At 68.8% G+C, this 12,133-nt stretch carries 13 protein-coding genes; 2 read left to right on the plus strand and 11 right to left on the minus strand.

All coding sequences use genetic code 11. The annotated features are described in order from the left end of the window. Window positions 1-77: 77 nt before the first annotated feature. Window positions 78-476: a rhodanese-like domain-containing protein gene (locus ACWPKK_RS04625; RefSeq protein ID WP_452001365.1), complete on the plus strand. Its 399-nt coding sequence runs from the start codon at window positions 78-80 to the stop codon at window positions 474-476. A gap of 9 nt (window positions 477-485) precedes the next feature. On the opposite strand, the gene ACWPKK_RS04630 is transcribed toward ACWPKK_RS04625, so the two are convergent. The 3 genes from ACWPKK_RS04630 to gltX all read right to left on the minus strand — a co-directional run bounded on the left by ACWPKK_RS04630 (window position 486) and on the right by gltX (window position 3,502). After that, a complete protein-coding gene (locus ACWPKK_RS04630; protein WP_324870184.1) occupies window positions 486-659 on the minus strand; it encodes a hypothetical protein in 174 nt (57 codons plus the stop codon). A gap of 22 nt (window positions 660-681) precedes the next feature. After that, window positions 682-1,995: a citrate synthase gene (gene gltA, locus ACWPKK_RS04635; RefSeq protein ID WP_324870183.1), complete on the minus strand. Its 1,314-nt coding sequence runs from the start codon at window positions 1,993-1,995 to the stop codon at window positions 682-684. Window positions 1,996-2,095: 100 nt separating this feature from the next. Then, window positions 2,096-3,502, minus strand: a complete 1,407-nt coding sequence (gene gltX / locus ACWPKK_RS04640) for a glutamate--tRNA ligase (protein ID WP_452001368.1) — start codon at window positions 3,500-3,502, stop codon at window positions 2,096-2,098. Between the two features lie 156 nt (window positions 3,503-3,658). Between gltX and ACWPKK_RS04645 the strand changes: the two genes are divergently transcribed. Then, window positions 3,659-5,812, plus strand: coding sequence for a ComEC/Rec2 family competence protein (locus tag ACWPKK_RS04645; protein WP_452001369.1), 2,154 nt, complete (start codon window positions 3,659-3,661; stop codon window positions 5,810-5,812). A 155-nt stretch (window positions 5,813-5,967) separates the two neighbouring features. Here ACWPKK_RS04645 and lexA read toward each other — a convergent pair whose 3' ends face one another. The 8 genes from lexA to ACWPKK_RS04685 all read right to left on the minus strand — a co-directional run bounded on the left by lexA (window position 5,968) and on the right by ACWPKK_RS04685 (window position 12,115). Beyond that, window positions 5,968-6,690, minus strand: coding sequence for a transcriptional repressor LexA (gene lexA, locus ACWPKK_RS04650; protein WP_452001371.1), 723 nt, complete (start codon window positions 6,688-6,690; stop codon window positions 5,968-5,970). A 198-nt stretch (window positions 6,691-6,888) separates the two neighbouring features. Next, window positions 6,889-8,118, minus strand: a complete 1,230-nt coding sequence (locus ACWPKK_RS04655; protein ID WP_452001373.1) for a molybdopterin molybdotransferase MoeA — start codon at window positions 8,116-8,118, stop codon at window positions 6,889-6,891. A gap of 4 nt (window positions 8,119-8,122) precedes the next feature. Then, window positions 8,123-8,623 (minus strand): cyclic pyranopterin monophosphate synthase MoaC, encoded by a 501-nt coding sequence (gene moaC, locus ACWPKK_RS04660; RefSeq protein WP_452001374.1) that lies wholly within the window; start codon window positions 8,621-8,623, stop codon window positions 8,123-8,125. Then, complete coding sequence (locus ACWPKK_RS04665; protein ID WP_452001376.1) at window positions 8,620-9,093, minus strand: GNAT family N-acetyltransferase; 474 nt, start codon at window positions 9,091-9,093, stop codon at window positions 8,620-8,622. Before ACWPKK_RS04665 ends, moaC begins: the two co-directional genes overlap by 4 nt. Before the next feature lie 4 nt (window positions 9,094-9,097). Beyond that, window positions 9,098-9,901, minus strand: a complete 804-nt coding sequence (gene trpC, locus ACWPKK_RS04670; protein WP_452001378.1) for an indole-3-glycerol phosphate synthase TrpC — start codon at window positions 9,899-9,901, stop codon at window positions 9,098-9,100. Beyond that, window positions 9,901-10,935 (minus strand): anthranilate phosphoribosyltransferase, encoded by a 1,035-nt coding sequence (gene trpD / locus ACWPKK_RS04675; RefSeq protein WP_452001380.1) that lies wholly within the window; start codon window positions 10,933-10,935, stop codon window positions 9,901-9,903. Before trpD ends, trpC begins: the two co-directional genes overlap by 1 nt. Then, window positions 10,932-11,540 (minus strand): anthranilate synthase component II, encoded by a 609-nt coding sequence (locus tag ACWPKK_RS04680; RefSeq protein ID WP_452001382.1) that lies wholly within the window; start codon window positions 11,538-11,540, stop codon window positions 10,932-10,934. The genes trpD and ACWPKK_RS04680 overlap by 4 nt, the downstream gene beginning before the upstream one ends. 119 nt (window positions 11,541-11,659) lie before the next feature. After that, complete coding sequence (locus ACWPKK_RS04685; protein ID WP_452001384.1) at window positions 11,660-12,115, minus strand: STY0301 family protein; 456 nt, start codon at window positions 12,113-12,115, stop codon at window positions 11,660-11,662. Window positions 12,116-12,133: the final 18 nt, after the last annotated feature.

The following is a 12,133-nucleotide window of genomic DNA, read 5'->3' on the forward strand; positions in this document are numbered from 1 at the left end:
GTCACGCCACTTTCCAGCGGAAGTGGCGATTGGGAAGATGCGGGCGAATCCCGACCAAGCACGATCAGGAGAGCACCATGGCCAGTCTCGTCACCGAAATTCCAGCCGCATCGGCGGAAGATGCCGCCGCCCATTTCGCCCGCAAGCTGTCGTTTGAGACCGATTGCTGGGATGTGCATGAATCGCTGAAGTCTGGGACGCCCGACTTCGTCCTGCTCGACGTGCGCGGTCCGGCGGCCTTCTCCCGGGGGCATGTGCCGGGGGCGCTGAACCTGCCGCATGGCAAGATCACCGAACGGCGGATGATGGAGTGGCCGGAGGGCACGCTGTTCGTCGTCTATTGCGCCGGCCCGCACTGCAACGGTGCGGATCGCGCGGCCCTGCGGTTGGCGCGGATCGGGCGGCCGGTCAAACTGATGATCGGCGGCGTGACGGGCTGGATCGACGAGGACTTCGCGCTTGAAAGCGGGAGTTGAGCGATTGCCTTAGACGAACACGATCCCGGCGACCAGGGCCACGATCAGCAGATAGACGATCATCCGGCGCACCCGCCAGCCAAGCGGTGCCCGGTTGTCGTTGGCCGGCGAGCGCAGGCGCACGCGCCGGGCCGGAACGATGTACGCAGTCGGGTCCTGGGCGGCTCCGTTGGAGCCGCCCATTCCCACATGTGCTGTTGGCCGGTTAGCCACGCTCGGCCAGCGGCACGAACGGCCGCTTGGTGTCGCCGGTGTAGAGCTGACGCGGGCGGCCGATCTTCTGCACCGGGTCCTCGATCATCTCCTTCCACTGGCTGATCCAGCCGACGGTGCGGGCCAGCGCGAACAGCACGGTGAACATGCTGGTCGGGAAGCCCATCGCCTTCAGGATGATGCCCGAATAGAAATCGACGTTCGGATAGAGCTTCTTCTCGATGAAGTACTCGTCCGACAGGGCGATCTTCTCCAGCTCCATGGCGATGTCCAGCAGCGGCTCGTCCTTGATGCCGAGCTCGCCGAGAACCTCGTGGCAGGTCTGGCGCATGACCTGGGCGCGCGGGTCGTAGTTCTTGTAGACCCGGTGGCCGAAGCCCATCAGGCGGAAGTTGTCGTTCTTGTCCTTGGCGCGGCGGACGAACTCGGGGATGCGATCGACCGAGCCGATCTCCTCCAGCATCTTCAGCACGGCTTCGTTCGCACCACCATGGGCCGGACCCCACAGCGAGGCGATGCCGGCGGCGATGCAGGCGAACGGGTTGGCGCCCGACGAACCGGCCAGACGGACGGTGGAGGTCGAAGCGTTCTGCTCGTGGTCGGCATGCAGGATGAAGATCTTGTCCATCGCCTTGGACAGGATCGGGTTGACCTTGTACGGCTCGCAGGGCGTGCCGAAGGTCATGTAGAGGAAGTTCTCCGCGTAGGACAGGTCGTTGCGCGGATACATGAAAGGCTGGCCGGTCGAATACTTGTAGGCCATCGCCGCGATCGTCGGCATCTTGGCGATCAGGCGGTGCGCGGCGATCTTGCGCTCCCGCGGATCGTTGATGTCCAGCGAGTCGTGGTAGAAGGCCGACAGGGCGCCGACGACGCCGCACATGATCGCCATCGGGTGGGCGTCACGGCGGAAGCCGCTGTAGAACTTGGTCAGCTGCTCGTGCACCATCGAGTGGCGGCGCAGGATATTTTCGAAATCCGTGCGCTCTGCCGCGGTCGGCAGGTGGTTGTTGAGCAGAAGGAAGCAGACTTCCGGGAAGGTGGAGTTCTCGGCCAGCTCGTCGATGGCGTAGCCGCGGTGCAGCAGGACACCCTCGTCGCCGTCGATGTAGGTGATGCCCGACTCGCAGCTGCCCGTGGAGGTGAAGCCCGGATCGTAGGTGAAATAGCCGGTCGCGGCGTAGAGCTTGCGGATGTCGATCACGCTCGGCCCGACGCTGCCGTGCAGAATCGGCATCGTGACCTGCTTGCCCGTCTTATTGTCGATGAGGGTAACGGTGTCCTTGCCGTCCTCAGTCTGGGTCATCTCGGCACGTCCTTATCGTTGAGGGTCGGGCTTAACGCCCTTTTTTCGTCGGCGCAGCATAGTTCCATGGCAGCCTGATGGCAACGCACGGAAATGACCATTATGCTGCACCCGCTGCATCGCGGATGCGAGAAAGCGTCGCTTCCCGACCCAGCAGTTCGGCCACCTCGAAGATCGGCGGCGACACCGTCGAACCGGTCAGCGCGGCGCGCAGCGGCTGTGCCACCTTGCCCAGCTTTTCACCCCGTGCCTCGGCGAAGGCACGGACCTGCGCCTCCAGCGCCGCAGCGGTGAAATCCGGTTCGCCGGCAAAGGCTTCGGCCAGTTCCTTCAACAGGCTGCGGCCCTTTTCGTCCAGCAGCGCGGATGCTTTTTCGTCATAGCCGAGCGGCTGCGCGGCCACGTAGAAGCGGGCGCTCTGCGCCAGATCGACGACCGTGCGGGCCCGCTGCTTCAGGCCGTTCATCGCCCGCGTCAGAAGGTCGCGATCTGCGTCGGTCAGGCTGCGGCCTAGTTCGGCCTCCAGTCGCGGAGCGATCAGCCCGACCAGCCGGGAATCCTCGGCCAGACGCATATAGTGGGCGTTCAGGTTCTCCAGCTTCGCGAAGTCGAAGCGCGAGGGCGAGCGGCCGATGCTCTCCAGGTTGAACCACTCGATCGCCTGTTCGGTCGAGATGATCTCGTCGTCACCGTGCGACCAGCCGAGCCGCAGCAGGTAGTTGCGAACGGCTTCCGGCAGATAGCCCATGTCGCGGTAGGCATCCACGCCCAGCGCGCCGTGACGCTTGGACAGCTTGGCGCCGTCCGGCCCGTGGATCAGCGGGATATGGCCGAAGCGCGGCAGGTCCCAGCCCATGGCGTTGAAGATCTGGATCTGCCGGAAGGTGTTGGTCAGATGATCGTCGCCGCGGATGACGTGGGTGACGTTCATGTCGTGGTCGTCCACCACAACCGCCAGCAGATAGGTCGGCGTGCCGTCGGCGCGCAGCAGGATCAGGTCGTCCAACTGGGCGTTCTGCACCGTGACCTCGCCCTGGACCAGGTCGTTCAGGACGGTCTGACCTTCCTGCGGCGCCTTCAGGCGGATCACCGGGGCGACGCCAGCAGGCGCGTCGGACTCGGGGCGGTCGCGCCAGCGGCCGTCATAGCGCATCGGCTGGCCGGCGGCCTTCTGGGCGGCGCGCATCTCTTCCAGTTCTTCCGGGCTGCAGTAGCAGCGATAGGCCTTGCCAGCGGCAAGCATCTGGTGCGCCACCTCGGCATGGCGGTCCTTGCGCTCGAACTGGCTGACCGCGTCGCCATCCCAGTCCAGACCCAGCCACTGCAGACCGTCCAGGATGGCGTCGACCGCCGCTTGGCTCGAACGTTGCCGGTCGGTGTCTTCGATCCGCAGCAGGAACTTGCCGCCGGTGTTGCGGGCGTACAGCCAGTTGAACAGGGCGGTGCGGCCACCGCCGATGTGCAGAAAGCCGGTCGGCGACGGAGCGAAGCGGGTGACGACGGTCATCGGTCTCTCAATTTCCGGTTCGGCGCTGGTAAGATGCGCCGGTGGTTCGACACCGAGGTTTAACACAGCCACCGGGTTGGGAGGCAATGCGATGCGCGCATGGACGGTCGTTGAGGAGTACGCGGGCGGCATCCCTGCGCCGGAAAGCCGTCAGCGGTGACGGTCGCCGGCTGGCCCGAGGAGGAGACGGAGGGTCCGGTCGGGGCCGGTGGGCGGTGGCGACGCCTGTGGTTCCGCATCGGGAGGCGACTCGCGGCCCTGGCGGAGGCGGAGGGGGACCGCTGGGTTCTGTGGCTTCCCGTCGCCTTCGGGGCGGGCGTGTCGCTGTATTTCGGGCTGATGCGGGAGCCGGACTGGTGGATCGGGCCTGCGGCTTGCGGCGGGTGTGCCGCGCTGCTGCTGGTCCTGCGGCGCTGGTTCGCGCTGTTCGGCGCGGCGATGGCGCTGCTGATGGTGGCGGCGGGGTTCCTGGTGGCGCAGGGGCACAGCGCATGGGTGGCGGCGCCGGTGCTGACGCGCGTCGTCACCGGTGCGACCATTACCGGCCGCGTGATGGCGGTGGAACGGCGACCAGGTGCCACCCGCATCACGGTGCGGGAACCGACGGTCAGCCGGCTACCGCCTGAGCAGACGCCGGCCGCGTTGCGTATCCGCCTGCCGGACCGCCATGCGGCGCCCGATCCGGGATCGGTGGTGCGGCTGCGTGCCACGCTGCTGCCGCCCCAGGCGCCGGCCGAGCCGGGCGCCTTCGACTTTCAGCGGCGGGCCTGGTTCATGGGGCTGGGTGGGACCGGTTTCGCCACCGGTGCGGTGGAACTGGTCGAGGCCCCGCCGGTCACGGGCTGGCAAGTGGTGACGGTGGCCTTTGAGCGGGTGCGCGGCGCGATCGCCGAGCGGGTGGCTGCCACCATCGACGATCCGGTGGAGGCGAGGGTCACCACGGCTTTGCTGAATGGGGAGCAGTTCGGCATCCCGGACGGGACGCTGGAGGATTTCCGCAACAGCGGGCTGGCGCATCTGCTGTCGATCTCCGGCCTGCATGTGGGCATTGCCGCCGGCATTCTGTTCTATGTGGTCAGGGCCTTGCTGGCGCTGGTGCCCGCCATCGCCTTGCGTTGGCCGATCAAGAAGATCGCCGCGCTGTTCGGCATCCTGTCGGCCTTGGCCTATACGCTGCTGGTCGGGGCGCCGCTGCCGACCGTACGGTCGGTGTTGATGACCGGCATGGTGATGGGCGCGATCATGCTGGACCGCCACCCGCTGAGCATGCGGCTGGTCGCCTTCGCCGGGCTGGTGACCATCGCCATGGATCCGGAGGGGATGCTCGGCCCCAGCTTCCAGATGTCCTTCGCGGCGGTGGTGGCGCTGATCGCCGCCTTCGAGCGCGGCAGTTCGCGGCTGGCGAAATGGCGCAGCGAGGCGGGATGGTTTCTGCGTGGTCTGCTCTATGTCGGCGGGATACTGCTGACCAGCGTGGTGGCAACGCTGGCGACGCTGCCCTTTGCGCTCTTCCATTTTCAGCAGATCGCCTTTTACGGCGTGCTGTCCAACCTGATCGCCATTCCGATCACCTCGTTCTGGGTCATGCCGTGGAGCTTGATCGCCTACGCCCTGATGCCCTTCGGGCTGGAGGCGCCGGCGCTGATCGCGATGAACTGGGGCGACCGGGCGGTGATCTGGACCGCGGAGTTCTTCGGCCGTCTCCCCGGGGCCTCCCTGACCATGCCGGCGATGCCGGTGGAGGGGTTCGTGGCGTTGGTGCTGGGCGGCATCTGGCTGTGCGTCTGGACCCGGTGGTGGCGCTGGCTGGGGCTGCTGCCGGTCCTGGCAGGGCTGGCTTCGCCGGCGTTCGTGACGCGGCCGGACGTGCTGGTCGCGGGGGACGGGAGCGTGATGGCGGTGAGGATGCCGGATGGTCGCCTCAGCGCCTCGGGCAAGACCGGGGGCCGCGTGATCGAGACATGGCGGGAGCGCGATGGCGAGCGCTCGGGAGCCGATCCTTGGCCGGCGGCGGGGGGGTGGAGCGAGGGAGAGCGGTCGCTGAGCTGCGATGCGCTGGGGTGTCTGTACCGGGTCAAGGGAAGGACTGTCGCCCTTCCGCGGTTGCCGGATGCGCTGGACGAGGATTGCGGGGCGGCCGATGCGGTGGTGACGACGGCGGTGGCGCGGGGATGCCGGGCCGGGGTCGCGATCGACCGTTGGGCGCTGCGGCACGAGGGGGCGCATGCGCTGAGGGTGACCGCGGCGGGAATAGAGGTGGAGACGGTGCGGGGGCTGCGGGGAGAGCGGCCCTGGACCGGGGGGAGGTGAGGGGCGTGGGGAGTGCTGTTGCCCCCACCCTAACCCTCCCCCGCTTTGCGGGAGAGGGAACTCCGCTGATCTGCCGCTCACTCCCTCTCCCGCGATCGGACCAGCCTTCGGCCGGCCGAGAGCGGGGGAGGGTCGGGGAGGGGGGCGAAAGGGCCTCAGTACTTCCGCACCAGACCGACCAGCTTGCCCTGCACGCGGACGCGGTCGGCGCCGAAGATGCGGGTTTCGTAGGCGGCGTTGGCGGGTTCCAGGGCGATGGTGTTGCCCTTGCGGCGCAGGCGCTTCAGCGTCACCTCGCCTTCGTCGACCAAGGCCACGACGATGGTGCCGTTCTCCGCCGCATCGCAGCGCTGGATGATGACGGTGTCGTGGTCGAGGATGCCGGCCTCCACCATCGAATCGCCGGAGACTTCCAGCGCGTAATGATCGCCGGCGGTCAGCATCGAGGCGGGGATGTCGACGAAGGCGCTGTTGTCGCGCAGAGCCTCGATCGGCGTGCCGGCGGCGATGCGGCCATAGAGCGGAAGCTGCACCGTCTCGTTCGCCGCTGCCGGGGTGGGCGCGGGCGGAGCGGTGTCGCGGCCGGCGAAGGCGAAGTCGCCCTTGATGACGTTGGGCTGGAATTTCGGCTTGGGCGCGGTGCGGGAGCGGGCGGCGTCCAGGCCTTCCGGCAGGCGGAGAACCTCCAGCGCGCGGGCGCGGTGGGGCAGGCGGCGGATGAAGCCGCGCTCTTCGAGGCCGGTGATGAGGCGGTGGATGCCCGACTTGGACTTCAGCCCCAGGGCGTCCTTCATCTCGTCGAACGACGGCGAGACACCGCCCTGGCCGAGCCGTTCGTGGATGAACAGCAGCAATTCGTGCTGCTTGCGCGTGAGCATGGATGCCTCCCGGCCGTCGCCAGACTGAAGATGGAACAAAAACTAAACGTTGCTCCATGTTCTAGTTTGGTTCCTGCCGTCCGTCAAGCCCCCCATCGGCTTCTTTTAGAACTTGAGTGGAACATTCGGAACGCCGTGAAACAGTTTTCCGGGTGATGTTCAACTGTTCAACCCGCCGTCCAAACGCTGTGTTCAAGTCTAGATGCTGAGCGCTCCATCGGTCAAAGGGAGCACGGTCACCATGGCGCCGGCCGGCTCCGGGTCGGCGTTGGGCGGGCGTGGGATCAGGCAGTCGGCCTGGGCGTAGAGCGTGGTGATGGCGCTGTCCTGCCGGGCGAAGGGCGTGGCGGTGAGGACGCCGTCCGGTCCGGAAGCCAGGGTGGCGCGCAGATACTCCTCGCGGCGGTCGTTGGCCTTCAGCGCGACGGTCAGCCGGGCGCGCAGCGGCGGCCGGTCGTCCTCTGGCGGCAGCCCCTGCAGCAGGCGCAGAACCGGGCGCAGAAACAGGACGGCGGTGACGCCCGTCGATACAGGATTTCCGGGCAGGCCGAGCAGCGGCACCCCGCCGGCCCGGCCGAACATCAGCGCCTTGCCCGGCCGCATCGCCACGGTCTGAACCTCCAGCGCCACCCCCCGGTCGGCGAGAACGTCCCGCACGAGGTCGTAGTCGCCATGGGCGGCACCGCCGGTGGTGACCAGCAGGTCGCAGCCGACGGCACCTTTCGCCATGGCGGCGACGCTGTCGGGCGTGTCCTTCGCGACGCCAAGATTGTGGGCGAGCCCGCCCTGGGCGGTGACGAGCGCGCAGAGGCCGAGCGCGTTGGTGCTGACGATCTGGCTCGGCCCCAACGGATCGCCCGGCAGGGCGATCTCGTCGCCGGTGGCGAGGACGGCGATGCGCGGCCGGCGATGGACCGACAGCCAGGGCACGTTGCCGCCGGCTGCCAGCGCGATGTCGCGCGCGGTCAAACGACGGCCCTTCGGCAGGAGTTCCTCGCCAAGGGCGAAATCGAAGCCGGCCTGACGGACGAAGCGCCCGGCGGGGACGGCGCGGCCGATGCGAACCGTCGCGTTGTCGGCGCTGCAATCCTCCTGCATCACCACGGCGTCGGCGCCATCTGGCAGAGGGGCGCCGGTGAAGATGCGCACCGCTTCGCCCGGACCGACGCTGCCGCCGAAGGCATGGCCGGCGGAGGATTCGCCGATGCGGCGCAGGGTGACGGGGGTTTCCGCCGTGGCTGCGGCGATGTCGGCGGAGCGGACCGCCCAGCCATCCATGGCGGCGGCGTGGAAGGGGGGCTGGGTCAGCCGGGCGACCACCGGTTCGGCCAGCACGCGGCCGAGCGCGTCGGGCAGGGCGACCACCTCCGCCGGCAGAGGGGCGAAGGCCGACAGGATGCGGGCGCGCGCCTCTGCGACGGAGATCATGGCGTCAGGCCCCAGCCGACGGCGTGGTAGCGGCAGTGCCCCATTCGCCGCTCTTGCCGCCGGCCTTGTGCAGCAGGCGGACGTCGGTGACGGTCATGCCGCGGTCAACCGCCTTGCACATGTCGTAGACGGTCAGGGCGGCAATGGTGACGGCGGTCAGCGCCTCCATCTCCACGCCGGTCTGGCCCTTCAGCTTGCAGGTGGCGGTGACGTCCACCGCATTGCGCGCCGGGTCGCAGGAGAGGTCGACCTTGACGGAGGTCAGCATCAGCGGATGGCACAGCGGGATCAGGTCCGGCGTGCGCTTGGCCCCCATGATGCCGGCCAGCCGGGCGACCGACAGAACGTCGCCCTTCTTCACCCCGCCCTGCATGATGAGCGCCAGGGTTTCCGGCTGCATCAGCACGGTGGCGACAGCGGTGGCGGTGCGTTCGGTGTCCGCCTTGTCGGAGACATCGACCATCACCGCCTTGCCCTCGGCGTCGAAATGGGTGAAGCCGCTCATGCGACGGTCTCCCGCAGGGGTTTCTCCATGAAGACGCTGACGCCGTTCTCTTCGTAACAGGCGTAGGGGCCGCGGTCGGTGAAGCCGGCCTTGCGGTAGAGCCCCAGCGCCTCGTGCTGGTGGATGCCGGATTCGAGCAGCAAGGCGGTCAGCCCTTCCGCCCGCGCCTGCTCCTCCAACCGGGCGAGCAGCCGGTCGCCGATGCGATGGCCACGGGCGGCGGGATCAACGAACATGCGCTTGACCTCGCCATAGCCCGAGGGATCGACGCGCAGCGCGGCACAGCCGACCGGAACGCCGTCCTTGCGGGCGACGAAGAAGCGCAAGTCCGGCGCCTCCAGCTCCGCGATGTCGAGGAGGTGGCAGGTGTCGGCCGGATAGAGCTCCAGCAGATAGCGGTCCAGCGCGGCGACCAGCGCGATGACCTGATCCTGGCGCGGGCTTTCCGCGGCGATGGTGATGTCCGGCATGGGCTTAGACCGGAGCCAGCAGGGCGCGGGTGGCCGTGGTCACGTCGGCCTGCCGCATCAGCGATTCGCCGACGAGGAAGCAGCGCGCCCCGACCTTCGCCATGCGCGCCAGATCGGCGGGGGTGTAGAGCCCGCTTTCCGCCACCAGCATGCGGTCGGCCGGCACGTTGGCCGCCAACTCCTCCGTCGTCGCGATATCGACGGCGAGCGTCTTGAGGTTGCGGTTGTTGACGCCCAGCAACGGCGTCTTCAGCAGCAGCGCGCGGTCCAACTCGGCGCGGTCATGCACCTCCACCAGCACGTCCAGCCCCTGGGCGATGGCGGCGTCCTCGATCTCCGCCGCCTGGGCGTCGGACAGCGAGGCCATGATGATGAGGATGCAGTCGGCACCCAGCGCGCGGGCCTCGACGATCTGGTAGGGATCGACCATGAAGTCCTTGCGCAGCACCGGCAGATCGACGGCGGCGCGGGCGGCGACCAGATACTCGTCCCTGCCCTGGAAATAGGGCTCGTCGGTCAGCACCGAGAGGCAGCTGGCCCCGCCGTCGCGATAGGCGCGGGCCAGGGCCGGCGGGTCGAAGTCGGCGCGGATCAGGCCCTTGGACGGGCTGGCCTTCTTGATCTCGGCGATCAGGCCGTAGCGCCCGGCCTCCACCGCGGCGCCAAGCGCCCGGATGAAGCCGCGCGGCGGGTTGGTTGCGTTTGCGGCCTTGGCCGCGGCCTCCACCTCCGACAGCGGGCGGGCGGCCTTGCGGGAGGCGACCAGCGCGCGCTTGTCGTCGTTGATGCGGGTCAGAACGTCGCTCATCAGGCCACCGCCTCGTTGGTGATGGCGACCAGCCGGCGCAGGCGGTCGCGGGCGCCGCCGCTGTCGATGGCGTCGGCGGCCATGGCGACACCCTCCTTCAGCGTCGCGGCCTTGCCGGCCACCAGCAGGGCGGCGGCGGCGTTCAGCAGCACGATGTCGCGATAGGGGCTGCGCACCCCGTCGAACAGGGCGTGGATCGCCTCGGCGTTGACCTGGGCGTCGCCGCCCTTCAGGTCCTCGATCCGGGCGCGGGGCAGGCCGGCATCCTCCGGCGTCACCTCGAACACCGTCACCTCGCCGTCCTTCAACTGGGCGACGGTGGTGGGGCCGGTGGTGGTGATCTCGTCCAGCCCGTCGGAGCCATGGACGACCCAGGCACTTTCCGAACCGAGCCGTTGCAGCACATGGGCCAGCGGCTCCACCCACTGCCTGGAGAAGACGCCCAGCACCTGCCGCCGGGCGGTCGCCGGGTTGGCAAGCGGGCCCAGCAGGTTGAAGACGGTGCGGGTGCCGAGTTCGACGCGGGTCGGGCCGACGTTGCGCATGGCGAGGTGGTGGCGCGGCGCCATCAGGAAGGCGATGCCGGCATCCCACAGCGCCTTGCGCACCAGCGCGAAGTCGCAGTCCAGGTTGACGCCCAGCGAGCCGAGCACGTCGGCGGCACCGGATTTCGACGAGATGGCGCGGTTGCCGTGCTTGGCCACCGGCACGCCGCAGGACGACACCACCAGCGCCGCGGCGGTGGAGATGTTGTAGGTGCCGGCCCCGTCGCCGCCGGTGCCGCAGGTGTCGATGGTGCCGGGAGGCGCATCGACCGGAATCGCCTTGGCGCGCATGACGCGGGCGGCGCCGGCGATCTCGTCCACCGTTTCGCCGCGCACGCGCAGCGCCATCAGGAAGCCACCCATCTGCGACGGGGTGGCGTTGCCGGACATGATGATGTCGAAGGCGAAGCCGGCCTCGGCCTCGGTCAGGGCGGCGCCGGTGGCGACCTTGCCCAGGATGGCCTTCATATCGGACAGATCGCCGCTCATGCCGCGTTCTCCAGGGACGCGGCTTCCGGCCGGGGACGGGTCAGATCCAGGAAGTTCCGCAGGATCTTGTGGCCGTGCTCGCTCTCGATGCTCTCGGGGTGGAACTGCACGCCGTGGATCGGAAGCTCGCGGTGGGCCAGCGCCATGATCAGGCCGTCGGCGGTCTCGCCGGTCACCTCCAGGCAGGCGGGCAGCGTGTCGCGCTCGACGATCAGCGAGTGGTAGCGGGTGGCTCGGAACGGGCTGGGCAGGCCGGCCAGGACGCCGCGGCCCTCATGCCGCATGCTGTCGACCTTGCCGTGCATGGGAACCGGCGCGCGGATCACCCGGCCACCGAAGGCCTGGCCGATCGACTGGTGGCCGAGGCAGACGCCCATCAGCGGCAGGCGGGCCTTGGCGGCGGCGTCGATCAGGGGAAGGCAGATGCCAGCGCGGTCGGGATCGCAGGGGCCGGGAGACAGCACGATCCCGTCGGGGCGCAGAGCCATCGCCTCATCGACCGTCAGCGCGTCGTTGCGGCGGACCTGCACGTCGGCGCCAAGCTCGCCCAGGTAATGGACGAGGTTGTAGGTAAAGCTGTCGTAGTTATCGATGAGCAGCAGCATGCGCCTTCCGCCTTCCACCTTCGCCCGGGTCGTCGAGGCCGTTCCGCCCCTGTTCCAACGATGGACACCCTAGCCGCTGAGGGGGCGGATTTCCAGCCTCCGCGCAGAACTCCGCGGCATCAGCGGCAGTCAAGCTGCGGCAGGGTCTTCGGATCGTCCGACACGGTGCCGCGGATATCGGTTTCCAGCGTCAGGGTGCAGCGGCGGATCTGGCGCGGCAGGTCGGCGGCGAGCGTCGCCTGGGTGTTGCGGTAGCGGCAGACCAGGAAGACGTTTTCGCGGCGCGAACCTGAGAACTCCCAGACCTGGACGATGCTGCGCCCCCGCCGCACCTCGCGGTCGGGGGCGAGCGTCGCGGGCGCGGCCGAGGTCATCTGGCTGGCGCGGTCGCCCTCGACGATGGAAATGCCGGCGAAGCTGTGGCTGTCGCGGCCCGGGTAGGGCGACCAGCCGCCGGGGGCTTCGGGCTGCGCCTGGACCGTCAGGCTGGTTGGGCAATCCAACCCGTTGGCGGCCGGCGCCGGTGTCGCGGCGACGGTCGAAATCAGAACGGCGATGACAAAGATGGGACGCATGTGGAGGACTCTTCGGGC

Source organism: Azospirillum largimobile (assembly GCF_977007025.2).